General features: G+C 67.4%; 24 protein-coding genes and 1 pseudogene. 15 read left to right on the forward strand and 10 right to left on the reverse strand.

Annotated elements, in window-relative coordinates; genetic code table 11:
• Positions 1-189: 189 nt before the first annotated feature.
• From CYU89_RS02385 to CYU89_RS02405, 5 genes are read left to right on the forward strand one after another with little or no spacing between them, the layout of a single operon-like run.
• Entirely contained in the window at positions 190-864 is a 675-nt protein-coding gene (locus tag CYU89_RS02385) for an ABC transporter ATP-binding protein (RefSeq protein WP_296278618.1), read from the forward strand.
• 7 nt (positions 865-871) lie between these two features.
• Positions 872-1,828 (forward strand): HlyD family efflux transporter periplasmic adaptor subunit, encoded by a 957-nt coding sequence (locus CYU89_RS02390; protein ID WP_296278619.1) that lies wholly within the window; start codon positions 872-874, stop codon positions 1,826-1,828.
• Positions 1,825-2,796, forward strand: coding sequence for an HlyD family secretion protein (locus CYU89_RS02395; protein ID WP_296278620.1), 972 nt, complete (start codon positions 1,825-1,827; stop codon positions 2,794-2,796). The genes CYU89_RS02390 and CYU89_RS02395 overlap by 4 nt, the downstream gene beginning before the upstream one ends.
• Positions 2,793-4,082 carry a hypothetical protein gene (locus CYU89_RS02400; protein WP_296278621.1) on the forward strand — a complete coding sequence of 430 codons (1,290 nt, stop codon included), beginning with the start codon at positions 2,793-2,795 and terminating at the stop codon, positions 4,080-4,082. Before CYU89_RS02395 ends, CYU89_RS02400 begins: the two co-directional genes overlap by 4 nt.
• Positions 4,079-5,329: an ABC transporter permease gene (locus tag CYU89_RS02405; RefSeq protein ID WP_296278622.1), complete on the forward strand. Its 1,251-nt coding sequence runs from the start codon at positions 4,079-4,081 to the stop codon at positions 5,327-5,329. Before CYU89_RS02400 ends, CYU89_RS02405 begins: the two co-directional genes overlap by 4 nt.
• 96 nt (positions 5,330-5,425) lie before the next feature.
• Here the strand turns inward: CYU89_RS02405 and CYU89_RS02410 are convergent, their stop codons facing one another.
• A complete protein-coding gene (locus CYU89_RS02410) occupies positions 5,426-5,854 on the reverse strand; it encodes a hypothetical protein (RefSeq protein ID WP_296278623.1) in 429 nt (142 codons plus the stop codon).
• A gap of 112 nt (positions 5,855-5,966) precedes the next feature.
• Positions 5,967-6,560: a hypothetical protein gene (locus tag CYU89_RS02415; RefSeq protein ID WP_296278624.1), complete on the reverse strand. Its 594-nt coding sequence runs from the start codon at positions 6,558-6,560 to the stop codon at positions 5,967-5,969.
• A gap of 204 nt (positions 6,561-6,764) precedes the next feature.
• Between CYU89_RS02415 and CYU89_RS02420 the strand changes: the two genes are divergently transcribed.
• Positions 6,765-6,935: a hypothetical protein gene (locus tag CYU89_RS02420; RefSeq protein WP_296278625.1), complete on the forward strand. Its 171-nt coding sequence runs from the start codon at positions 6,765-6,767 to the stop codon at positions 6,933-6,935.
• A 197-nt stretch (positions 6,936-7,132) separates the two neighbouring features.
• On the opposite strand, the gene CYU89_RS02425 is transcribed toward CYU89_RS02420, so the two are convergent.
• Positions 7,133-7,618, reverse strand: coding sequence for an MgtC/SapB family protein (locus tag CYU89_RS02425; RefSeq protein ID WP_296278626.1), 486 nt, complete (start codon positions 7,616-7,618; stop codon positions 7,133-7,135).
• Positions 7,619-7,675: 57 nt separating this feature from the next.
• Complete coding sequence (locus tag CYU89_RS02430; protein WP_296278627.1) at positions 7,676-8,833, reverse strand: hypothetical protein; 1,158 nt, start codon at positions 8,831-8,833, stop codon at positions 7,676-7,678.
• A 152-nt stretch (positions 8,834-8,985) separates the two neighbouring features.
• On the opposite strand from CYU89_RS02430, the gene CYU89_RS02435 reads away from it, so the two are divergent.
• The gene (locus tag CYU89_RS02435; protein WP_296278628.1) at positions 8,986-9,255 is read left to right on the forward strand and encodes a hypothetical protein; all 270 of its coding nucleotides are present in this window, start codon (positions 8,986-8,988) and stop codon (positions 9,253-9,255) included.
• Between the two features lie 70 nt (positions 9,256-9,325).
• On the opposite strand, the gene CYU89_RS02440 is transcribed toward CYU89_RS02435, so the two are convergent.
• The gene (locus tag CYU89_RS02440) at positions 9,326-10,240 is read right to left on the reverse strand and encodes an AEC family transporter (protein ID WP_296278629.1); all 915 of its coding nucleotides are present in this window, start codon (positions 10,238-10,240) and stop codon (positions 9,326-9,328) included.
• A 187-nt stretch (positions 10,241-10,427) separates the two neighbouring features.
• On the opposite strand from CYU89_RS02440, the gene CYU89_RS02445 reads away from it, so the two are divergent.
• The 4 genes from CYU89_RS02445 to CYU89_RS02460 all read left to right on the forward strand — a co-directional run bounded on the left by CYU89_RS02445 (position 10,428) and on the right by CYU89_RS02460 (position 13,728).
• A complete protein-coding gene (locus tag CYU89_RS02445; protein WP_296278630.1) occupies positions 10,428-11,087 on the forward strand; it encodes a CocE/NonD family hydrolase in 660 nt (219 codons plus the stop codon).
• A gap of 20 nt (positions 11,088-11,107) precedes the next feature.
• Positions 11,108-12,238, forward strand: a complete 1,131-nt coding sequence (zapE, locus tag CYU89_RS02450) for a cell division protein ZapE (protein ID WP_296278631.1) — start codon at positions 11,108-11,110, stop codon at positions 12,236-12,238.
• 3 nt (positions 12,239-12,241) lie between these two features.
• Positions 12,242-12,991, forward strand: a complete 750-nt coding sequence (locus CYU89_RS02455) for an NAD-dependent deacylase (RefSeq protein WP_296278632.1) — start codon at positions 12,242-12,244, stop codon at positions 12,989-12,991.
• 65 nt (positions 12,992-13,056) lie between these two features.
• The gene (locus tag CYU89_RS02460) at positions 13,057-13,728 is read left to right on the forward strand and encodes a hypothetical protein (RefSeq protein ID WP_296278633.1); all 672 of its coding nucleotides are present in this window, start codon (positions 13,057-13,059) and stop codon (positions 13,726-13,728) included.
• Positions 13,729-13,870: 142 nt separating this feature from the next.
• Here the strand turns inward: CYU89_RS02460 and CYU89_RS02465 are convergent, their stop codons facing one another.
• From CYU89_RS02465 to ompR, 3 genes are read right to left on the reverse strand one after another with little or no spacing between them, the layout of a single operon-like run.
• Positions 13,871-14,776 (reverse strand): alpha/beta hydrolase, encoded by a 906-nt coding sequence (locus CYU89_RS02465; protein WP_296278634.1) that lies wholly within the window; start codon positions 14,774-14,776, stop codon positions 13,871-13,873.
• Positions 14,777-14,802: 26 nt separating this feature from the next.
• Positions 14,803-16,068: an ATP-binding protein gene (locus CYU89_RS02470; protein ID WP_296278635.1), complete on the reverse strand. Its 1,266-nt coding sequence runs from the start codon at positions 16,066-16,068 to the stop codon at positions 14,803-14,805.
• A complete protein-coding gene (gene ompR, locus CYU89_RS02475) occupies positions 16,065-16,784 on the reverse strand; it encodes a two-component system response regulator OmpR (RefSeq protein WP_296278636.1) in 720 nt (239 codons plus the stop codon). The genes CYU89_RS02470 and ompR overlap by 4 nt, the downstream gene beginning before the upstream one ends.
• A 193-nt stretch (positions 16,785-16,977) precedes the next feature.
• Here ompR and CYU89_RS02480 point away from each other — a divergent pair, with 193 nt between their 5' ends.
• From CYU89_RS02480 to CYU89_RS02495, 4 genes and pseudogenes are all read left to right on the forward strand, one after another.
• Positions 16,978-17,502 carry a hypothetical protein gene (locus CYU89_RS02480; protein ID WP_296278637.1) on the forward strand — a complete coding sequence of 175 codons (525 nt, stop codon included), beginning with the start codon at positions 16,978-16,980 and terminating at the stop codon, positions 17,500-17,502.
• 103 nt (positions 17,503-17,605) lie between these two features.
• A pseudogene (locus CYU89_RS02485) lies at positions 17,606-17,857 on the forward strand (hypothetical protein); the annotation flags it as partial.
• A 51-nt stretch (positions 17,858-17,908) separates the two neighbouring features.
• Positions 17,909-18,772, forward strand: a complete 864-nt coding sequence (locus CYU89_RS02490; RefSeq protein ID WP_296278638.1) for a sterol desaturase family protein — start codon at positions 17,909-17,911, stop codon at positions 18,770-18,772.
• Between the two features lie 74 nt (positions 18,773-18,846).
• Positions 18,847-20,211, forward strand: a complete 1,365-nt coding sequence (locus CYU89_RS02495; RefSeq protein WP_296278639.1) for a VOC family protein — start codon at positions 18,847-18,849, stop codon at positions 20,209-20,211.
• A 191-nt stretch (positions 20,212-20,402) separates the two neighbouring features.
• Here the strand turns inward: CYU89_RS02495 and CYU89_RS02500 are convergent, their stop codons facing one another.
• Both CYU89_RS02500 and CYU89_RS02505 read right to left on the reverse strand, forming a co-directional pair.
• Positions 20,403-21,323, reverse strand: coding sequence for a hypothetical protein (locus tag CYU89_RS02500; protein WP_296278640.1), 921 nt, complete (start codon positions 21,321-21,323; stop codon positions 20,403-20,405).
• Between the two features lie 100 nt (positions 21,324-21,423).
• Complete coding sequence (locus CYU89_RS02505) at positions 21,424-22,011, reverse strand: hypothetical protein (RefSeq protein ID WP_296278641.1); 588 nt, start codon at positions 22,009-22,011, stop codon at positions 21,424-21,426.
• Positions 22,012-22,016 lie beyond the last annotated feature (5 nt).

The raw sequence follows: 22,016 nt of genomic DNA on the forward strand, positions 1-22,016 counted from the left end.
GTTTCGATACCAGACACACGCTGGCGACCTGGACCAGGCAATCGTGCGCTTGCACCCCCGCGCACGCATCTGGGATGCTCGCCCTTCCACCGGCAGGACACTCGACCACCACCCGCGCCCCGGCTCCCGGTCCGGGAACCCCGGCGGAAAGGATCGGTCGACAGAGGCGAAGGAACGAAAGGTGACACGATGATCGAGTTGCAGGGCGTGCAGCGTCATTACGCCATGAGCGGGCAGACGGTCCGGGCCCTGGCCGGCGTGGACCTGCGCATCGGGCAGGGAGAGTTCGTCGCCATCACCGGTGCGTCGGGGTCCGGCAAGTCCAGCCTGCTCAACATCCTCGGCTGCCTGGACCGGCCCAGCACCGGCACCTACCTGTTCGAAGGCCGCGACGTGGCCACCTTCGACGACGAGGCCAGCAGCGACCTGCGCAACCGGCGCATCGGCTTCGTGTTCCAGAGCTTCCACCTGCTGCCGCGGCTGACCGTGCTGGAGAACGTCATGCTGCCGCTGCGCTTCCACCGGCAGCCGCCGCCCGGCACGCAGGAGCGCGCCCTGTCGTTGCTGGACCGCGTCGGGCTGGCCGAGCGCCGGGACCATCGGCCCGGCGAGCTGTCCGGCGGACAGATGCAGCGCGCCGCCATCGCGCGTGCGCTGCTGCTGCAGCCGGCCCTGTTGCTGGCCGACGAGCCCACGGGCAATCTGGACTCGAAGAGCGCCGCCGATGTGCTGGCGCTGATCGACGAGGTGCATGCAGGCGGCCAGACCGTTGTGCTGGTGACCCATGACAACGACATCGCCGGGCGCGCACCGCGCCAGGTGAAGCTGCGCGATGGCAAGGTGGAATCCGATGCGCTCCAGTAGGACGTGGTTGACCGCGCTGGTCCTTGTCGCCGCCGCGCCCGCGCAGGCGGTCGTGCTGACCGGCGAAGTCCGCGCCATCGACGCGCAGCAGATCCTTACGCCGCAGTCCAATAGCGGACCGGTGGTGATCCGCTACTACGTGCCGGAAGGCGAACGGGTCAAGAAGGGCGACGTTGTGCTGCGCATCGACCCGGGACAGTCCGCCAGCCGCATTCCCGATCTGGAAGCGCAGATCGAGCAAGGCCGCGCCAAGGACGCCAAGGATGTCGCCGAGCTGCAGGTCAAGGCGGTGCAGGCGGAAATGGCGCTCGTAGAGGCAGAAGCAGAGCTTGCCAGCGCGAAGCTCGATGCGACGATTCCGCCCGATCTGATTTCCGCGCTGGACTACGACCGCTACCAAGGCGAACTAGACCGCACCACCCGCGAAGTGGCGCTCAAGCGCAAGGATCTGCAAGCTGCCAACGCCGCCGTACAGCGCCGCATCCAGGACGGACGTCTGCAGATAGACAAGCTCGTACTGCAACGCGACTACCACGCTGCGCTCATGCGCACTTCGGAAGTCATCGCCGACCGCGACGGCGTGGTGGTGCACGGATTCAACAATAACTGGATTGGCGGACGCATCGACGAGGGGTCGTCAACCATGCCGGGAAGCAAGGCCGGCGAGGTGGTCAGCAGCGGCCGCATGAACGTGCGTGCCTGGGCGTTGGAGCCCGACCGCCGCGGCTTGGTCGTGGATCAGCCGGTGGATCTGGCGTTCGACGCCGTGCCCGGACGCAGGGTCGCCGGCCGCATCGCTTTCATCTCCGGCGCACCCGACCGACGTCCGGAATGGGGAGAAGGACGCTACTTCACCCTGGATATCACGCTGGACGCGCATACGTTGCCGCTGATGCCTGGCATGAGCGTGCGTGTGATCGCGAAACCGGTAGGTGCGCCGGCCACCAAAGGGAGGGTGCCATGACACGGCGAGTTTCCCTGCTTGCGCTGCTTCTGCTCGCCGGCACCTCCATGACGCATGCCGCCTCCCTGCGTGTCGATGGCGAGGTTTATGCGCAGCGCAGTGCACAATTGGTACCGCCCGCCGTGGACCGGCTGTGGCAGTTCAACCTGACCCAACTCGCACCCGACGGCAGCACCGTGAAGAAAGGCGACATCGTGGTTGCCTTCGACACCAACGAACTCGTGCGCCAGCTCAGCGAGAAACAAAGTCTGTTGCAGGAAAAGAAGCGCGAGCTGGAGAACCTGACGCTCGATGTCGCCGAGCGCGAGCGCAGCCAGCGCTTGCTGACCGCGCAAGCCGAAGCAGAGCGCGACAAGGCCGGCCGCAAGACCCAACAGCCGCGCGAGTTGATCGCTGCACTGGAGTACGACAAATTGGTCGAGGATCGCCGCCGTACCGAACGACTGGCAGTCCTCGCCCAGCAGGCTGAGCACGCAGCCACAGAACAGCGGCGGCAGGAACTGCGCTTGGTGACATCGGAACTGCGGCAGGCGCAGGCCGATGTGACGCGCCTGCAGAACTCCATCGGCGCGCTCACGCTACCCGCACCACGCGATGGCGTCTTCATGCACAAGAGCAACTGGAATGGCGAGAAATTCGATGTCGGTTCGCAGGTATGGCGCGGCCAGACGATTGCCGAGATACCTGACCCGGCCACGCTCGCGGTGCGCGCAGAACTGCCCGAACGCGACCTGCAGCGCGTAAAGGCAGGCGTGCGCGCACGCATCGTGGTGGAAGGCGGCGGCGGCAGCGCGTACTACGGCAAGGTGGCGAGCATAGGCCGCGCCGTGCGCAGCAAGTCGCAGGTGCAGCCCGTGCCCGTGCTCGACCTGGAGATCCGGCTCGACGACACCAAGGCGAAATTGCGCCCCGGCCAGGCGGTGCGGGTGGAGCTGACCGTGCCCGACATCGCCGGAGGTGGGAAATGAGCCGCGGGATGCAGCGTGCGGCGCTGCTGGCCAGCGTCACCCTGCTCGCGGCCTGCGGCAGCGACGACATGCCGATCGCCAGCGAGACCGTCGCGAAAGGTCCGGTGACCCTGCACGTCCGCGCCGAAGGCGAACTGCGTTCATCCAAGCCGACACCCTTGAACGTCCCGGGCAAGAACTGGGCGCAGCGGCAGGTGGTCTGGATGGTGCCGGAGGGCAGCTTGGTGAAGAAGGGCGACGTGCTGGCGCGCTTCGTGTCGCCCGAAGGCGAACAGCAACTGGCGCAGGCGATGATCGACCTGCAGCGCAATGCGCTGGCACGCGCGGCGAAGGAGAGCGGGCTGGATTCGGCGCAAGGGCGCGTGGAAGTCGACCTGTCGCTGGTGGCGGTGCAGCTGGGAATCGCGCAGCGCTATGCCGATGCCGACCTCAGCACGGTCGCCCGCAACCAGGTGCTGGATGCGATCGAGGACAAGGAGTACCTGCAGGTGCGGCAGGGCACGCTGCAGTGGCAGCGCGACCAGTCGGGCGTGCGCGGTGGCGCCGAGCTCGCGGTGCTCGATGCGCAACGCGCCACCTTCGACATGAACGCCAAGACGCGCCGCGACGACCTGGAGGCGCTGGAGCTGCGTGCGCCGAACGATGGCGTGTTGCTGCTGGCCGCCAACTGGTCGGGCGACAAGCCGATGGTGGGCGCCAACCTGCGCGCAGGCTTCGAGTTCGGCAGCCTGCCGGACACCTCGTCGATGGAGGTGGAAATCGACCTGCCGCAGATCGAAGCGCAGGGCGTGCAGGCGGGTGACGCGGTGGTGCTGCACCCGCTCGGCCGTCCCGACCAGCGCATCGACAGCAAGCTTTCTTGGGTGGCGAGCGCAGCGAAGGTTCGCAGCCGCGAGAGCCCGGTGAAGTTCCTGTCGATGCGCGCGCCCATCCCCCCCGACGCCATCGAACGTTACCGGCTGATCCCGGGCCAGCGCTTCGTCGCCTCGGTCGTGCTGCTCGACGCCAAGGACGCGATCGCGGTGCCGAACGTGGCCATCGAGCAGCGCTACGATCGCCATTGGGTGCAGGTGAAGCAGGGCAATGATTACGTGGCCCGCGAGGTGACGCTGGGCGTGCGCGGTACCGCCCGGTCGCAGGTGCTTGCAGGCCTGCAGCCGGGCGACCAGGTGCGCCTGTCGCAGGTCGAGGTGCCAGCGCCTGGCGACGACAGCGACAAGGACGCAGGCAAGGACAAGGAGGCGGCGGACGGCGCTGCTGACGACGCGGAAGGAAAGAGCGCATGACCGGCCTGTTCAACCGCCTGCCCACCGTCTGGCGCGAAGCGGTGGAGGAGCTCTGGCGACGGCGGCTGCGCACGCTGCTTACGCTGCTGGGCATGATCTTCGGTGTGGGTGCGATCGTCGCCATGCAGGCGGTTGGCGAAGGCAGCCGGCGTGAGGCCTTGCGATTGGTCGAAGGCCTGGGCCTGCACAACCTGATCGCCGAAGCCAAGGCGCAGGACGAGGACACGCTTAAGGAAACCCGCGAACGCAGCCTGGGGTTGACCGTCGCCGATGCCGAGGCCGCACTGAGCGTGGTGCCCGGCGCGGAGCGCCATGCCGCCGAAAAGCAGGTGCGCACGCACACGGTCTTCAGCGACACGGGACGCAGCGATGCGCAGGCCAGTGGCGTAGGCGCCCATTGGTTCGACCTGTCGTCGCTGAAGATCGCCCAGGGCCGCGCCTTCGATGCCGATGACGAAGCCGCGCTGGCGGCGGTGGCGGTGCTCGGCCATCAGGCGGCGGCCGACCTGTTCCCGAAGGGCGATGCCGTGGGCGGGCTGATCAAGGTCAACCATGTATGGCTGGAAGTGATCGGCGTGCTGGCCGACCGCGACCTGGGCCAAGACGATTTCGAGGGCGTGCAGCTCGGCTCGGAGAGCAACCGCATCTACGCGCCGCTGGCGAGCGTGCGGGCGCGCTTCCGCTTCCAGCCGCAGGAGGACGAAGTGGACCGTTTCCTGCTGCGTCTCGACGATCCGCAGCGGTTGGCCGCCGGCGCCGGCGTGCTGTCGGCGGTGCTCGACCAGCGTCATGCGGGCATGGCGGACTACCAGTTGATCGTGCCGCAGCAGCTGTTCCAGCAGCACCAGCAGACGCAGCGCATCTTCCAGGTGGTGATGGGCGCGATCGCCGGCGTCAGCCTGCTGGTGGGCGGCATCGGCATCATGAACATCATGCTGGCGAACGTGCTTGAGCGGCGCCGCGAGATCGGCCTGCTGCGAGCACTCGGTGCACGCCGTCGCGATGTGATCGCACAGTTCCTGCGCGAGGCCACGGTCATCTGCATCGCGGGCGCGCTGCTGGGCCTGGTGTTCGGTGGTGTGCTGGCCTACCTGATCGCCACGTTCGCGGGCTGGCAGGTCGCATGGGCGCCGCTGCCGATCCTGTTGTCCGCCGGCTTCTGCGCGGTGGTCGGCCTGGGCTTCGGCGTGTATCCCGCGCGCCAGGCCGCGCAGCTCGATCCGATCGCGGCGTTGCGCCACGACTGAGGCAACGACTTTGCTGAGTCCTCGTGCGGCGCCCAGATGTGGGCGCCACACGTCAAAGGACGTACTACGCGGCGGTACTTCCGGCGCCTGATCCGCTCACTTGCCGCCGTGCGGCGGCGGAGCTTCCGCCAGCGTGCCCGTGCTGTAGTGGCCGCCGGAAGCGGCGCAGTCGATGTCGCGCGCGGGTTCCCACTTGATGGCGGTGCCTGTCACGACAGGCCTGACGAACCGCCAGGGCCAGAAGCCGAAGCGCTGCGAACCGTTGTAGTGGATCACCGCATCGGCACCCGCCGCCTTGGCATCGGCGATGACCATGGGAAGGATGTCGTTGACGCTTCCGTAGCTGCCCTTCCCGTACTTCAGCTTCCTTACCGTGACGTATGAGAACTCAGCCGGTGGCGTCGCGGTAAAAAGACAGATGCCTCCCTGCTGGCTTTGCGGCTCAGGAGCCGGCGCCGTCTCCTGGGCGCTACAGAATTGCGACGCGCACACCAGCGCTACACCCGTCATCAGTTTGCCGACCATGTTTGAGTTCCCCCTTGTTGGTTTCTGCGGTCTGTTGAAACTATGCGAGAAGCCTCTCGTGCCTGATGCGCGTCATGCCGATCTGCGAACCGGATTAGGATTGAACCGATTCTTAGCGCGTATACATCGAGAACGAGGCAGAAGCCGGTCCTGCGCATTGACTGAGGTCGTCAAGGGCAGCGTCAATCTGGTCTCTCAAGCGATGTTCGCTACCCACGTACGACCAGTTCATTTGGTTGGAGTGACCGTCACGTGCGCTGAGGAAGAACTTAGTGCCGTGTATCACCGTTAAGCCTGTTGCATCATCAAATGCGTGACCAATCGGAATGCTCTGAGCGGCCAGTTGGTTGTAGATCTCCGTTGATTCAGGGCAATCAGCAATTTCGAGGACAACTGAGCAACTTCTATTCCAATCTCCCACGGCCAAGAATAATTGTGGCTCTCTCGTCGGTTGACCAAAAGCACCATTCAGTCCGCGGCGGAAGTGGGCCACTAGACCGGTACCATTGCCAACGTCAGGAAGGCGACCGATGCGGATGTCTGTGAGGTTCAGCGTTGTGCCGAAGTGCTCAGGCGAGAGAAGCAATTCAGAGAGACCTCTGTCATGACAGCCGTCACCCAGAGATGACCAGTTAAGGGGCTCAACGGAAGCAGTACTTGCGCAACCGGCGAGTCCAATCACTGATAGTGCGATGACAGTTTTCATGCAGGCTAACGTGAGGACCATGCCACGCCACGAAGCGGCGCCGGTTTGAATGAATTCTCAGGCCCTTCCCGATGACAGCTAGTCATACCAAAAGCCCTCATTGCTGAGCCACCGACATAGTGCCGTCGTCGAGCCCTGAGCCTCAGGAGAGGCTGGTCCGAACTCAATCCGATCCGACTGGGCTTGCTGTAGCAGAACATGGCCGTGAACGATCTTGAGTTGGTTGAGAACACCGAACTGGAACTCACCACTCAGCTGTCCGCGACCAATCATGTCCTGGAGCTTCCCTGCAGCCGCAGCGGCTGCAGGACGACCGAGGTCGGATTCTCGGATCTGCATGTCTGGCTCGATCTTGCTCACAGTGTCATTGCATAGCGGAGGCTCTGGACCCGTCGCAGCAGCGAGGGAGAACGCTAGCAAAACTGCGATGCTCATGAAGGGCCCCAAGCGCTTGGCAGACCCCATCAAGGGGTGATGGCAGATGTTCACTTTCCGCCCAGCACGCGTCAAGGCGCAGGATGTAGCGAGGCGCAAGAATCTTGGTGACGATCAAGCAACAGCCGCAGCGTCGATCACCGCGGAGCGTCTTCGTCGTTCGACGAACCCCGCGACACGCGGCGCTCCATCCACGCCAATACGGAAAGCACGGCCAGCGTCAGCAGCGTAGCCATCAGGGCGAGCCAGCCGTGGCCGAAGCCCACCGCCACGCCGATCACCGCCACCATCAGCAACGAGGCGGCGGTGGTGATGCCGGCGACCACCCGGCCGCGGTGGGCGATCATCGTGCCGGCACCGATGAAGGCGACACCGGCGATCACCGCTTCCACCAACCGGAACGGATCGATCTGCACGCGGCCGTGCGCGTCATGGTGCGCCTGCGCCAGCATCATGTCGCCCATGCCGGTCAGCATGGCGGCGGCGCCCGCGACCAGCGTGTGCGTGCGGAAGCCGGCGGGTCGGTCCTTCATCTCGCGCTCGAGCCCGACGACGCCTCCCAGCAACATCGCGAACGCGATGCGGGCGACTACCGGCGCCTGTGCTTCCCATCCATCGAACATGGCGACACCTCCGGTGCAGATGCTTCCACCGGCTCGGTCAAGACCATGCGAAAGCGGTCAGGGTGCGCTGGGCGGGCCGTCCGTCAGCAGGGCGCGGTAGTCCGGATGGTCGGGCAACCAGCCGACGGGCGGATCGCCGGCGAGGCCGTTGGCCTGCAGCTGACGGCGCATGGCGGCGAGTTCGCCGTCGCGCAGGAACACATCGACGTAGTCGGCCGGCAGCTGTCGTGCGGTCGCAGGACGCTGGTACAGCTGCATCGTGTTCTCGTAGACCCAGGCGAAGCGGCGCAGGCGTTCGCGTGCGGCCGCACGTTCGACATCGGTATCGGCCCACTGCACCAGCTGCGGCAGCGCGACGGCGCGCGTGATCAGGATGGAGGCATCGTCGGCCATCAGCGCGCAGATGCGCTTGCAGGCGGATCTTGCCTGGACCGACAACGCCTCGACCTGCGTCCGGCACCGCTGCGTGACCGGCGACAGGCTCGGCATCGCGATGGCCGCATTGATTCCCATCACCGCCATGTCCGCAAGATCCTGCGGCGTGGCGGCCCGGCCGATTCCGAAGTCCTCGCCCATCGCGGCCGCCAGCGCTGGATCCAGTGGCGGTGCCGGCACCTGTCTCAGCGTCGAGGCCATCAGCAGGCCGACGTCGTTGACGTGCCCGCGATAGTGGGTCGCATTGGAGGCTGCCCGCCAGTAGCGTTCTGCGGCGTTCCCGTCCCTGCGCTCGGCGGCATCATGATAGGCGGCAAGCAAGACTTCGGCGTTACCGGGATCGGCGGCCATCAGGCGTTGCAGCAACTGCGCGCGATCACAGCGCGCGTCATTCTTCGGGCAGGCATTCAACAACGCCCAGTCCACCAATGGGTCGTCGCCGGTAGATGCGTCGTAGGCGGCCTGGATCCAGTCACGCGCCTCGCGGCGCCAGAAGCTGCGGCTCTCCTGGCGGCGCGCGTCATCGTTCTCGATCGGCCACAGCCAGCCCGCGACCAGCAGGTCTCGTGGCGTACCGCGCGCGGCAATCGTGCGCAGCTGTGCTTCTACGTTGGCGCGCCAGGCGCCATGCCATGCCTCACTGGCGGCGGCCAACTGCGGATCGGACTCGACCCGCCCCGGTATCTCGGGAGGCGGACCCTCCTGCGCGATGGTGGGCGATGCCGCCACCACCGACGCCATCATTCCCAGCCACAAAGCCAGCCTTGTTCTCGTGCGCATCGCCCACTCCTGTCGGGAATTCCTCCAATCTGGCACATCAGTGCAACCACCACAATCATGGATGAACGTATTTGCAGATACTGAAAGAATCTTCTTAAGTTGGCGGTGCGCCCAAACGACGGGCGCATCACTTCACAGTCAAGGATCGCTACATGAAGAAGAAGATGATATGCGCAATTTCCGCCCTCCTGCTCGCAGGCTCCGCCTTCAGCGCAATGGCCAACACACCAGCCGGAGCCTGCACTGGGGGCGAGTCGGCATTGACGTGCGTGACGCTTGAGGATCGGCCGAACTCCCAGTGGATTATTGAAACGACGACAGTCTATCAATGGACATTCAATGGAGTTACCGGAACGTTCGGATGGTCGATTGTTTCCGTCAGTCAACGCGCGCTGCCCGGTGACAGGCGGCAGGAGCAGTAAGACGGACCAACTCTTGGGCACGCCGCCGGTCCAATTCCCGCCGGCGTGCCCTGTTGAAGCGAAGGCGCAACTAACTCAGCTGTCCCACCACCCACGCCCAGATCGGCAGCGTCACCAGCGACAGCAGGATGCCGTAGCCCGCCATCGCGGCGGCCAGGCGTGGCGCGAGCTGGTGTGAGATCGCCAGCGCGGCGGCGGTGATCATCGGCGGCATGGCCGACTCCAGCACGTTCGCCTGCAGCATCTCGCCCGACATGCCGAAGGCGAGCGACAGCGGCAGCGCGAGCGCAGGCATCACCAGCAGCCGCAGCAGCAGGCCGACGGCAAGTGGCTTCACTTCGTCGCGTGGCAGTTTCAGCTGGATGGTCAGGCCGACCGCCAACATCACCAGCGGCAACATCGCATCAGCGAGATTCTTCAGCGCCGCGCTGATCCATGCCGGCGGCTGCGCCGGCATCAGCGTCAGCGCGACCAGCAGCGCCCAGACCGGAGGGAACTTCACGATGCGCAGCCCGATCTCGCGCGGGGTAGGCGGCGCGTCGCCGCCGTAGCGCGCCAGCACGTACAGCCCGAAGGTGGAGAGCAGCACGAAGGTGCCGAACTGGTCGTACACCACCGCGTACGGCAGCGCGTGTTCGCCCAGCAATGCGCGCACCATCGGGTAGCCGATGAAGCTGCTGTTGCACAGCGCCACGCACAGCAGCAGCACGGCGTGCTCGTCGCGGCGGAATCCGAACGCGCGCGTCGCCAGGGCCACCAGCGCCACGGTGGCGATCGTCAGGAGCCACGGCGTGGCCACCACGCCAAGCACGGACACATCGACCTGAAGGCGCGGTACGTAGATCAGTACGGCGGCGGGCAGGCAGACGTACAGCACCACGCGGTTGAGGACGTCGGCGGCATTCGCGGGGAACACGCGCAGGCGCGCGAACGCCATGCCGAGGGCGAGCAGGGCCAGGATCAGGGCGAAGGCATCGAATGCCATGGTGCAGCGGGCGCGACGTGGGGACGGCAGGATCGCACAGCGCTGCGCGGGGCGCTGCGGGACCTTGGTAGCACGCGCGATCCCCCCTCATTCCGTCGGTGTCCGATCGCCGACGGCGGTTCACGCCGGAATGACCGACCGCGGGGAAGCGACATCCCCTTGCACACGCAAGGCTTATCATGGCGGCATGACCAACCCCGCATTCCCCACCACCTCCGGCGCGATCACCCTGGAAGGCCCTGAAGGTCCGCTGGAAGCCCATGTCGACTGGCCCGAGGAGGGCGAGCCCGTTGCGCCCATCACTGCCGTGGTCTGCCACCCGCTGCCCACGGAGGGCGGCACCATGCACAACAAGGTGGTGGTGATGGCCGCGCGCAGCCTGCGCGAACTCGGCGCGGTGTCGGTGCGCTTCAATTTCCGCGGCACCGGCGCTTCGGCCGGATTCTTCGACCATGGCGACGGTGAAAGGGACGACCTGCGCGCGGTGGTGGACTGGGTGCGCGAACAGCGGCCGGGCACGCAGTTGTGGCTGGCCGGTTTCAGCTTCGGCGCGTACGTGTCGCTGCGCGCGACGGACGCGCTGCAGCCGGACGCACTGGTCTCGATCGCGCCGCCCGCCGGCCGGTGGGATTTCGATGCGATCGTGCCGCCGACCTGTCCGTGGTTGGTGATCCAGGGCGAAGAGGACGAGATCGTCGAGCCGCAGGCGGTCTACGATTGGATCGATACCCTGAAGCAGCCACCGGAGCTGATCCGCATGCCGGAAACCAGCCACTTCTTCCACCGCAAGCTGATGGACCTGCGCGGTGCCATCAAGCACGCGATGAAAGGCTACGTGCCGGCGTGACGACGGACAACGCCGGAAACATGGCCCCGGCGCCGTCGCAGGTGTATGCGCGCGGCGCGGCGCAGGGCCAGTGGCAGGACGACCCCGCGCAGCATCCTGCGCTGGCCGAGCTGGACCGCATCCACACCGCGCTGCTCGCCGACGACGGCGCGCCCGGCCTGTTCGGTCGATTGTTCGGCAAGGCGCCGGAGCCGGTGAAGGGCCTGTACTACTGGGGCGAAGTGGGCCGCGGCAAGACCTTCCTGGTCGACCTGTTCTACGACAGCCTGCCGCTGCCGACTTACTCCGTCTCGCAGAACAAGGCGCATGGCGAAGGCGGCGGCAAGTACCGCACGCACTTCCACCGTTTCATGCGCGGCGTGCACGAGCGACTGCGCCTGCATGCCGGCGAAAGCGACCCGTTGGCGAAGATCGTGCGCGAGGTGCGCGGCAAGCTGCGCGTACTGGTGCTGGACGAGTTCTTCGTCACCGACATCGGCGATGCGATGCTGCTGGCGCGGCTGCTGGAGCGCATGTTCGCCGAGGGCATCACGCTGGTGACGACCTCCAACACCGCGCCGCAGAACCTGTACAAGGACGGACTGCAGCGCGCGGGCTTCCTGCCGGCCATCGAACTACTGCAACAGCACTGCGTGGTGCTGCGCTCGGACGGGCAGGAAGACTACCGCCTGCGCGCGCTGACGCGGTCACCGGTCTACCGCACGCCGCTGGATGCCACCGCCGACGACTGGCTGGCGATGCGCTGGCGCGAACTCAGCGGCGGTGAAACGGCCCAGGCGGGCAACATCGAGATAGACAGCCGCAAGATTCCGGTGCGGGGGCGCGGCAAGAGCATCGCGTGGTTCGATTTTTCCGCACTGTGCGAAGGCCCACGCGGTACAGCGGACTACATCGAGGTGGCGCACGAATTCAACACCGTGCTGCTGGGCGGCATCCCGCGCTTCGATGCGCTGAACGAGGATGCCGCGCGCCGCTTCGTGAACCTGATCGACGAGCTGTACGACCGCCACGTCAACCTGGTCTGCACCGCCGCGGAAGCGCCCACGGCGTTGTACTCCGGTACCCGCTTGCAGGGCGCGTTCGAGCGCACCGCCTCGCGCCTGATCGAGATGCAGAGCGCCGAATACCTGGCCACGCCGCACAAGGCCTGAGCCATGGACGCCGTGCCGACCGCGATCGCCGAGGCGCTGCAACGCATGATCGACGAGGGCGGCCGCATCTGCGTGCTGACTGGCGCCGGCATGTCCGCGGAAAGTGGCATTCCCACCTTTCGCGGCACGCACGACAGCCTGTGGTCGCGCTTCGACCCGATGCGGCTCGCGACGGCCGAGGCCTGGCGCGAGGATCCCGCACTGGTCTGGGCCTGGTACCGCTGGCGAATGCAGCTCGTGCGCAATGCCCAGCCCAATGCCGGTCACCGCGCACTGGCGGCGCTGGCGCAGCGCGTGCCGCTGTCGCTGGTCACCCAGAACGTTGACGACCTGCACGAACGCGCCGGCAGCACTGTCGATGCGCATGTGCATGGCAGCCTGTTCGCCCTGCGTTGCTTCGCCTGCGGCCACGCGCACACGATGCTCGGTGACTACGTGGACGGCATGCAGCGTGTCGAGCCGATGCGCTGCACGGCGTGCGGCGACCGCATCCGACCGGGCGTGGTGTGGTTCGGCGAAGCCTTGCCGGATGATGCGTGGGCGTCGGCGGTGGACGCCGCCGAGCGTTGCACGTTGATGCTGGTGGTAGGGACGTCGGGCCTGGTGTATCCCGCGGCCGGCCTGCCCGCACTGGCTCGACGCCACGGCGCGACCGTGGTGGAGATCAATCCGGAACCGACGGCGCTGTCCACGGAGGTGGACCTCGTCTGGCGGGCGACCGCAGCGCAGGCCTTGCCTTTGCTGGTTGGCTGAAGCGCAGGCACCGGTTTCACGCACGGCTTGCCAGACTCGGTGCACCGGTTGCGCAGGAGAGCGCCATGAAACCCATCGACCGCGTTTCCCTGTTTGCCGCCGTTGTCGGCGCGCTCCTCGTCGGCTGCGACCGCGCGCCGCAGCAGGAAGAGGTCGAAGCGGCGACGCAAACTGCGGCCGAGATCGCCCATCCGGCGCCGCCCGTGACCGGACGCGAAGCGCCGCAGTTCCAGTTCTCCGACGACGAGATCGGTATCGCGCTTGCGTCCACGCCAGGCTTCGCGCTGCGCCGCGACTTCACCCGCGACTATCTATCCAACGGGGACTGGAAGACCTTCGCCGCCCCCGACGTGCGCGGCAAACCGCTGGTCGCGCTGGTGCTGGACGGATCGGACAAGATCACCGCCGCCGAATTGCGCATCGGCACCAGCACCGACAGCCATGCCCTCGTCACCTGCCTGGACCCGCCGGAAGGCGCGACCACCGAACCGCCCGATGAGGTACGCATCGACGGCCAGGCATTCCGTCACTTCCGTGCCAGCGACGCTGCGATGAGCCACTATCAGTCGGTGGACGCCTACCGCTCGGTACGCAACGGGCGTTGCCTCGCCATCGACCTGCTGATCGCCGGCACGCGTCCGGAGGTCTACGACCCGCCGGCGACGCCACCCTTCGACGAAGCGAACGCGCGTGCGCGGTTGCAGGAGGCGCTAGGTGCAGTGCGGATCATTCGCTGACGGCTTTTCCACTCTCCACCACCACAGGGACGAGGACCGGTGCGAGGGGGAAGCGCGGCCTGAGGTTCTTGTGGGAGCTACGTAAGTCGCGATCGGCGATCGGTAAGCCCCATCGCGACTTACGTCGCTCCCACGCCGAGCACTACTGCAGATGACGCCGTACGAACGCATCAACGGTGTTCGTGTAGTCGGTCGGCAACCCGAGATTGCGATTCACCTCGCCATGCGAGAGATCCTCCGGCAGCACCTCCATCGGCACGCCGAGCGTTTTCGCCTTCTCCGCCATCGCGCGCCCCTGCGGACAGGCGTCCTGGCGCCGCGATGAGCAGACGAACAGCATCGGCACCGCGTCGCGCGTGAGCTGGTGGTAAGGCGAGGCGGCGATCCAGTCGGCCGGATTTCGGCCGAACGCTGCATCATAGATGCGCGGCAGTGGGGGCTTCTTCATCGTCTGCGGTACGTCGAGCGCGCCGCTGTCGAGCGAGACCACACCGCGCGGACGGGCGGCCCCCGCGTCGCGCCACAGCGAGGACGAGGCACCCACCAGCGCGGCGAGGTGCGCGCCGGCCGAGTGGCCCATCAGCATCACGTTCGCCGGATCGGCGCTCCATGACGGCGCGCGCTTCTGCACGTCGGCCAGCGCGCGCGCGACGTCGCGGGCCTGGTCGATCGGCGCGGTGTCCGGTCGCATGCGGTAGTTGATCGAGACCAGCACATAGCCTTTCGGCAACCAGTACGCCGCCTTGTTCTCGACCACGCCCGGGTTGTCCTTGTTGCCGTTGGCCCAGCCGCCGCCGTGGACGAACAGGATCACCGGCGCGCGTTGCGGTTGCGCGGGAAGGTAGACGTCGTAGCGTTGGCGCGGATCGTTGCCGTAGGACACATCGCGGACGGCGCGTGCGCCGGCCGGCAGCGTCGGCACACGCGCTGCGGGCTGGCGCGACGCATCGCGCATCTCCCGCAGGCGCTCACGGAAGGTCTGCGCGGCCAGCGGCAGCACGGCGAACAAGGCACAGGCCAGCAGGCCGGTACGGAACAGCGTCTTCATCGCATCACCTCGTGGGGACGTCCGGTTCAACCCGCGCGCAGCACCAGCTGGGCGCGCAGGCCGTGGGGGGTATTCGGCAGCAGGCGCAGTTCGCCGCCGTGCTGGCGCGCCACGCGGTCGACGATCGGCAGGCCCAGGCCGCTGCCGCCGCCCGCCTGGTCGTGGACGAAAGGCTGGCGCGCGCGCTCGGCCGCTTCGGCGGAGAGGCCGGGGCCGCCATCGGCCACCTCGACCACCCAGGCCGGTCCTTCTGCCCACAGCTGCAGCGACAACGGCAACGCGCCATGCCGCTCGGCGTTGACCAGCAGGTTCTCGACCGCGCGCAGCAGCGCCATCGGCTTGCCGGGCAGCAGGGCGTGCTCGGGCAGGTCGACGCGCCATGCTTTCGACGCCGCGGCAACCGCATGCCGACAAATCGCGGCGAGGTCGACGGTCTCGCTGCCCTCGTCGCGGCCATCGCGCGCGAACGCGATGAACTGGCCGAGGATGGCGTCCATCTCGGCGATGTCGCGATGCATGCTGCGGGTCAGTTCCGGATCGGTGTCCGGCACCATCTCCAGGGCGAACTGCAGGCGCGTCAGCGGCGTGCGCAGGTCGTGCGAGATGCCGGCCAGCAGCAGTGCGCGCTCTTCCGCCGCCGCGCGCACGTCGCGGCTGGCGTCACCCAGCGCCTGCGCCAGGTCCGCGACCTCGCGCGGGCCTCGTGCATGCACCGGCGGCGGTGCATCGCCCCGCACGATGGCCGGCGCGGCCGCGGCGAGCTGGCGTAGCGGTTGTACGAGCCGACGGGCGAAGTACGCCGCGGCCAGCCAGACCAGCACCACGCAGCCCACCAGCATCAGCACCGAGAAGCGGCGCATGCCGGTACCGGGGCGGTCGTACGCGAACGACACCCACAGCGGTTCGCGCGTGGCGGGTTTCAGCCAGATGACGCGCAAGCCGCGGCCGGCGTCCATCCGCAGTTCGCGACCGTCGCCCAGCGTGCCGACGGCCTGCTCGCGCAGTTCGCGCAGCAAGGGGGCGAAGCGCGGCCGGGCATCGGCGGGCGGCGTGCTGCGCACCTCCAGCCCGGCCGCCCGCAGCTGCGCGACCGTGCGCGCATGCGGCTGGTGTTGGTCGAGTGCTTCGACCACCTCGGCGAAGCCCTGCATCGCGCGCAGCAACTGGTCGGCGGCAGGCCGCGTGGCGAGCTCGCGGCCGAGCAGGAGCGCCAGCACGCCGGCACCGGCGAGCACGAGCGCGATCACCAGCGCAAGCTGGCCGAACACACTGCGCGGCAGCGGTGACCTCATGGCGTGGCCTCCGGCGGCACGAACACATAGCCCACGCCCCACACCGTCTGGATCAGGCGCGGCTGGCGCGGATCGTCTTCCAGCAGGCGGCGCAGGCGCGCGATGGTCACGTCCATGCTGCGTTCGAACGCCTCGTGCTCGCGGCCGCGCGCCAGGCTCATCAGGCGGTCGCGGCTGAGCGGCTGTCGCGGATGCCGAAGTAGCACCGACAACACCGCGAACTCGCCGCTGGTCAGGCGCAACAGCACACCGTCGCGGGTGAGTTCGCGCCGGCCCAGGTCGAGCGTGAAAGGCCCGAACACCACCTCGCCGCCGTCGGCCTGCGGTGCACCGGGCGCCGGCCGCGTCCGTCGCAGCACCGAGCGGATGCGCGCCAGCAGCTCGCGCGGGTTCACCGGCTTGGGCACGTAATCGTCCGCGCCGATCTCCAGGCCGACGATGCGGTCGATCTCGTCGCCCTTGGCGGTCAGCATGACGATGGGCGTGGCATCGCCCTGCCCGCGCAGGCGCCGGCAGATATCCAGGCCGTTCTCGCCGGGCAGCATCAGGTCGAGCACGATCAGGTCGAAGTGGCCGCGGTCCAGCGCCTGCCGCATCTGCGCACCGTCGCCGGCGCCGCGCACGTCGAAGCCCTGCGACTGCAGGTAACGCTGCAGCAGCTCGCGCAAGCGCACGTCGTCGTCGACCAGCAGCACACGGGGCAGGGCGTCTTCCATGGAGCCACTATCGCCCGCCGCCGCGACCCCCGGCAAACCCCGCCGACGGCCTGTTTGTAAGCAGATGTTTCGAGCGCGGCCGGCAGACACATCTGCTGTCAACCGCGACACACCTTCCCGCGTTGCCCGCCCTACCGTGGCCCTGCCGCTGCTTCCCCATGCGGCCATCCCGCACCCCAACGAGGATTCCACCATGAGCAAGACCCCGCTCCTGATCGCCGCCACCTTCGCCCTGTGCGCCAGCACCCTGTTCGCCGACCATGCCGAAGCCCGCGAGCGCAGCCGTGCCGTGCAGCGCACCGCACAAGGCGGCAATGTCGCAGTCGAGCGCAGCAATGCGCGCTTCGACAGCCAGCGCCAGCGCAGCTGGCAGGCCGACGGCCAGGGCAATGCCACTGCCGCACGCAGCGGCGCCATCAGCGGTGCCAACGGCGGTAGTGCCGGCTACGACCGCAGCGCCTACCGCAATGCCGATGGGAGTGCCGGCCGCCAGGGCAGCGCCTACGCGAACGGACCCAACGGCGGCACCGCCAGCACCACCGGCGGCATCAGCCGCGATGCGGACGGCAACGTGACCGGCGCACGCAGCACCACCGCCACCGGCGCTAACGGCAACAGCTACACCGGCAGCACCACGGTGTCCGGCGGCACCGTGTCGCACACGGGCACCTGCACCAACGCCAGCGGCGAGACCATCGCCTGCCCGCGCGGCCACTGACGACCACACCTTTCTGCAGGCGCGACGGCAGGCACCCCCTATGCCGCATGGACGCCCTCCCACCCGTCGCGCCTGCACCTTCCTTCGCGTCCTGGAGAACGCCATGTCCCGAACCATCCTGCTTCCCTTCGCCACCGCCCTGTCGGTGTTCTCGCTGGTGGCGCCGGCCCACGCGCAGCAGCGCACCCTGACCGACGAACAGAAAGCCACGCTGCAGGAACGCCTCAAAGCCGCCGACGCCAACGGCGACGGCCTGATCGACAAGGCCGAGGCCGACGCCAAGCTGCCGCGCATCGCCAAGCGCTTCGATACCCTGGATGCGAACGGCGACGGCAAGCTTTCGCCCGACGAAATGCGCGCAGCGGGCCAGAAGCTCGCCGAACGGCGCGGGCGGTAGGGCCGCGCCATGGACGGCATGCGCGTCTTCGTCGGACTGCCGCTGCTGGTGTTCGCGCTGATTGCGGCGATGGAAGCCGCGTGGCTCGCGCGGCGAGGTGTGCGCTACGACTGGAAGGAGTATTGGGCGTCCTTCGGCGATGCCGTGGGCCGCACCCTGACGGGCCTGGTGATCCAGGGCGGCATCGTCGGCGTGCTGCTGTTCGCGATCTGGGAGTTCCGCGTGACCACGATCGCGATGGACCAGGCGTGGCACTGGATCGCGCTCTTCCTCGGCCAGGAGCTCTGCTACTACGCGATGCACCGTGCCGACCACCGCGTGCGATGGTTCTGGCTGAACCATTCGGTGCACCATTCGGCCACGCAGTACAACCTGTCCACCGCCTACCGCCTCGGCTGGACCGGCAAGCTCACCGGCGCGGCGGTGTTCTTCGGCCCCCTGGTCTGGCTGGGCTTTCCGGTGCCGCACGTGGTCGGCGCGCTGGCACTGAACCTGCTGTACCAGTACTGGCTGCACACCGAGTTGGTGCCGCGCCTGCCGCGCGCCATCGAGTTCGTCTTCAACACGCCGTCGCACCATCGCGTGCACCACGCCAGCAATCCGGAATACCTGGACTGCAACTACGGCGGCGTGCTGATCGTGTTCGACCGATTGTTCGGCACCTGTCGCGAGGAACGTCCCGGCCTGCCGATCCGCTACGGCCTTGTGGAGCCGGTACACAGCTACAACCCGGTGAAGATCGCGTTCCATGCCTGGGTGAAGCTGGCCCGCGACCTGCGCCGTGCGCGTGGCATCAGGCAGGTCGCCATGACGCTGTTCGGCCCTCCCGGATACCTCCCGGGAAGCGGGAAAAAGGTTCGCCAGGGGCACTGAGAGTGGCCCGGGCGGGCGCGGGCGGCGACAATACGCGCCCCCGGCGGCCCCACGCCGCCCGCACGCAGAATCCCATGACCGCCTTCGTTTCGCCCGACCGCATCCGCGGCCTGTTCGCCCAGGCCATGTCCGACATGTACCGCGCCGAGGTGCCGCTGTATGGCGACCTGATCACGCTGGTCGGCGACATCAATGCCGACACGCTGCAACGCGATCCTGCTCTGGCCGAGCGGCTGCAGCGCACAGGCGAGACCGGGCGCCTGGACCTGGAGCGCCACGGCGCGATCCGCGTCGGGACGCCGGCCGAGCTGGCGATGCTCGGGCGCGTGTTCGCGCTGATGGGCATGCACCCGGTGGGTTACTACGACCTCACCGTGGCCGGCGTGCCGGTGCACGCGACCGCGTTCCGTCCGCTGACGGAAGAGGCGCTGGCCGCCAACCCGTTCCGCATCTTCACCTCGCTGCTGCGGCTGGAGCTGATCGCCGACGCCGCGCTGCGCGCCGAGGCCGAAGCGATCCTGGCCCGCCGCGACATCTTCACCGCCGACGCGCGCGCGCTGGTCGCGCAAGCCGAACAGGACGGCGGACTGGACGACACCGATGCGCAGCGCTTCGTCGCCGAAGTGCTGGAAACCTTCCGCTGGCATGGCGATGCGACCGTCTCGCTGGAGACCTACCGCGCGCTGCACGGCCTGCACCGCCTGGTGGCCGACGTGGTCAGCTTCCGCGGCCCGCACATCAACCACCTCACCCCGCGCACGCTGGACATCGACGCCGCGCAGGCCGCGATGCTGGAACGCGGCATCCAGGCGAAGGCGCTGATCGAGGGCCCGCCGCGCCGTGCCGTGCCCATCCTGCTGCGCCAGACCAGCTTCAAGGCGCTGGAAGAGGAAGTCGCCTTCCCCGACGCCACCGGCACGCTCGTGCCCGGCAGCCACAGCGCGCGCTTCGGCGAGATCGAGCAGCGCGGCCTGGCGCTGACACCGGCCGGCCGCGAGTTGTACGACCGCCTGCTCGCGCAGGTGCGCCAGGCGGGCGGCGCCGGCAACACGTCGGCCGACTATCCGCAGCGGCTGGCGGAGGCGTTCGCGGCGTTCCCGGATGACGAGACCACGCTGCGCCGCGAAGGCCTGGGCTACTTCCGTTACCGCCTGACCGACCGGGGCGCCGCGCTGCCGGCATCCGAGCGCGCAGCGATGACGCCCGACGCCTTGGTCGACGCCGGCCACGCCGTCGTGGATCCGATCGTGTACGAAGACTTCCTGCCGGTCAGCGCGGCGGGCATCTTCCAGTCCAACCTCGGCGGCGGAGAACAACGCGCGTACGACGCGCATGCCAACCAGGACGCGTTCGAAACCGCACTCGGCGCGAAGATCCACGACCCGTTCGCCCTGTACGCGCAGGCGCAGGACGCGTCGGTCGCGGCGCTGCGCGGCTGACGCTCTTTCCCCTCTCCCTGCGCCAGCGGGGAGAGGGTGCCGACGGCGGGGGAGGGGCGAACGAAGTCCGGACGCCCAATGCGTCGGATCGGAACGGCATTCTTGATACCAAAACGTGCCGCCCAAGCATCGTCACCGCGCCTGCCCTTCATCGGGTTAGGCACGAAGGGGGTCGGTGCGCATTGTCGCAACTACCGCACCGAACCATTATCGCTACCACTTGAAAGAACTCCACGCCTGATCGCCTCCAACTGGGTATCTGAAGGCCACCCTTTCTGGACTTCCGTCAGCTTCCCATCGCTGAAGAAGTAGAACATCGGGGTCGTCCAGCTCTCAATCTGCGGCCAAGACGACCGGTTGTAGGCAACCGCTACATTTGAAGAAGCGGGATCTTTGGCAAGCTGCATCATCGCTGCAACGTGGAGGTCATCATCCACGGGCATCAGCCAAATCGCACGCTCACGGAAGAACCCCGCCAACTCTCTGTCCGCGGATATCGCCGTCAGCGCCTTCTTCGAAGGAGCGCAGTGCGGACCATAGACTACGATGACAGAAAGACCCTTCTGCCACTGGTAGTTCTCCACCACAGGTCGACCGCTGCCGTCAGCACGAATGACCAGTGGCAAATCCTGGTTCAGACCCGGAGCATGCTTGAGCGCAGGAGCGTCAGTCTCGCTAGCCAACCCTTGACCGGCCATCTCATCGAAGGCTCGAACCCGTACCAGTGAGCTACGAATGTCGGAGCGCACCTTCTCGGTTGCCTGACCCCGGCGCTCCAGTAGATCGAACGCTACCACGATATCTGGCAAGTAGGCCGCATCGTTCGTGTAGAAAATCGCCGTGGTGGTTGCCTTGAACAGATCAAGCAACTCTCGGTCCGTGAGGGACGACATGGGCCGATAGTGCGCCCGAAGCGTCTCGTATTGCCTGGACACACGGCGCGCGAACTCAAGGCCGCCACTATCCAGGCCCGAGGTATGGAGCGCTGCGACCTCGTCACGGAAGCTCTCGATCTGCTGGCTACGCTGATCTTCGGCTGCGGCCTGTGCGTAGGCAGGACCGGCCATCAGCGCCGCCAGTAGAACGCCGTATACAAGTACGGTCCGCAACATCAGGCGATCCTTCTTCCTGGAAGATCTCTAGTACTGGACTCGCCATGGCATGCCAGCGCGCCAGATGGCGCGGCGAAGCTCGCCGCGCCATGTTCGAAGACTAGCAGTTGTTGGTGCAAATCTGCTCTTGGGAAGGTGAGCAGGTCCCGGGACTCGCGCACCGGTAATTATGATGGCCTCCGCACTGGGACGGCGAGTCGATGGGGGAAACCTGATCGAAATAGCACTCGAAGTTGGCCGGCTGCACGCCCGGGATACCGCCGCCCATGAGTTCGTCATCCAGAGGCGTGACGCGGCGAGCATGTTTGAGCTTGGGTGTCTGGTGTTGCTGTCCGAACAGCGCCAGTACCTGGTAGATCTGCGTGGGCGTCAGCTCTGCCTCCAGCTCTGTGTAGCGGAACGTGGTGAGCCCGCTCTCATTGAACTGAAGGCTGGCGAGGAAGCGTCGAAGCGCCGGCTGACTCAGGCGACCCAGCGGCGATTCGGTCACCCCTGTGCTGAGGTGACGAGACAAACTGCGCTGCGAAGTGATGGGCGCGCCCAGACCGGCCAGGTCACGCTGCAGTGCCGCCTTGTCGACTGCGGCAAGGTCAGCTTGGGTTGCCGGCGGTGCCGCGTGTGCCGAGAAGAGTGTGCTTGCGACCACCAGGCAGCACGTGTAGATCGACGTCCGTAGAACTCTTGCCATGCTCC

This window comes from Pseudoxanthomonas sp., from assembly GCF_002863005.1.
Taxonomy (GTDB): Bacteria; Pseudomonadota; Gammaproteobacteria; order Xanthomonadales; family Xanthomonadaceae; genus Pseudoxanthomonas_A.

What these genes read in the sequence shown, in the direction of transcription:
- CYU89_RS02385 (WP_296278618.1), top strand. Translation starts at nt 190, where the DNA reads ATGATCGAGTTGCAGGGCGTGCAGCGTCATTACGCCATGAGCGGGCAG.
- CYU89_RS02395 (WP_296278620.1), top strand. Translation starts at nt 1,825, where the DNA reads ATGACACGGCGAGTTTCCCTGCTTGCGCTGCTTCTGCTCGCCGGCACC.
- CYU89_RS02400 (WP_296278621.1), top strand. Translation starts at nt 2,793, where the DNA reads ATGAGCCGCGGGATGCAGCGTGCGGCGCTGCTGGCCAGCGTCACCCTG.
- CYU89_RS02405 (WP_296278622.1), top strand. Translation starts at nt 4,079, where the DNA reads ATGACCGGCCTGTTCAACCGCCTGCCCACCGTCTGGCGCGAAGCGGTG.
- CYU89_RS02410 (WP_296278623.1), bottom strand. Translation starts at nt 5,854, where the DNA reads ATGGTCGGCAAACTGATGACGGGTGTAGCGCTGGTGTGCGCGTCGCAA.
- CYU89_RS02415 (WP_296278624.1), bottom strand. Translation starts at nt 6,560, where the DNA reads ATGAAAACTGTCATCGCACTATCAGTGATTGGACTCGCCGGTTGCGCA.
- CYU89_RS02425 (WP_296278626.1), bottom strand. Translation starts at nt 7,618, where the DNA reads ATGTTCGATGGATGGGAAGCACAGGCGCCGGTAGTCGCCCGCATCGCG.
- CYU89_RS02430 (WP_296278627.1), bottom strand. Translation starts at nt 8,833, where the DNA reads ATGCGCACGAGAACAAGGCTGGCTTTGTGGCTGGGAATGATGGCGTCG.
- CYU89_RS02435 (WP_296278628.1), top strand. Translation starts at nt 8,986, where the DNA reads ATGAAGAAGAAGATGATATGCGCAATTTCCGCCCTCCTGCTCGCAGGC.
- CYU89_RS02440 (WP_296278629.1), bottom strand. Translation starts at nt 10,240, where the DNA reads ATGGCATTCGATGCCTTCGCCCTGATCCTGGCCCTGCTCGCCCTCGGC.
- CYU89_RS02445 (WP_296278630.1), top strand. Translation starts at nt 10,428, where the DNA reads ATGACCAACCCCGCATTCCCCACCACCTCCGGCGCGATCACCCTGGAA.
- zapE (WP_296278631.1), top strand. Translation starts at nt 11,108, where the DNA reads ATGGCCCCGGCGCCGTCGCAGGTGTATGCGCGCGGCGCGGCGCAGGGC.
- CYU89_RS02455 (WP_296278632.1), top strand. Translation starts at nt 12,242, where the DNA reads ATGGACGCCGTGCCGACCGCGATCGCCGAGGCGCTGCAACGCATGATC.
- CYU89_RS02460 (WP_296278633.1), top strand. Translation starts at nt 13,057, where the DNA reads ATGAAACCCATCGACCGCGTTTCCCTGTTTGCCGCCGTTGTCGGCGCG.
- CYU89_RS02465 (WP_296278634.1), bottom strand. Translation starts at nt 14,776, where the DNA reads ATGAAGACGCTGTTCCGTACCGGCCTGCTGGCCTGTGCCTTGTTCGCC.
- CYU89_RS02470 (WP_296278635.1), bottom strand. Translation starts at nt 16,068, where the DNA reads ATGAGGTCACCGCTGCCGCGCAGTGTGTTCGGCCAGCTTGCGCTGGTG.
- ompR (WP_296278636.1), bottom strand. Translation starts at nt 16,784, where the DNA reads ATGGAAGACGCCCTGCCCCGTGTGCTGCTGGTCGACGACGACGTGCGC.
- CYU89_RS02480 (WP_296278637.1), top strand. Translation starts at nt 16,978, where the DNA reads ATGAGCAAGACCCCGCTCCTGATCGCCGCCACCTTCGCCCTGTGCGCC.
- CYU89_RS02490 (WP_296278638.1), top strand. Translation starts at nt 17,909, where the DNA reads ATGGACGGCATGCGCGTCTTCGTCGGACTGCCGCTGCTGGTGTTCGCG.
- CYU89_RS02495 (WP_296278639.1), top strand. Translation starts at nt 18,847, where the DNA reads ATGACCGCCTTCGTTTCGCCCGACCGCATCCGCGGCCTGTTCGCCCAG.
- CYU89_RS02500 (WP_296278640.1), bottom strand. Translation starts at nt 21,323, where the DNA reads ATGTTGCGGACCGTACTTGTATACGGCGTTCTACTGGCGGCGCTGATG.
- CYU89_RS02505 (WP_296278641.1), bottom strand. Translation starts at nt 22,011, where the DNA reads ATGGCAAGAGTTCTACGGACGTCGATCTACACGTGCTGCCTGGTGGTC.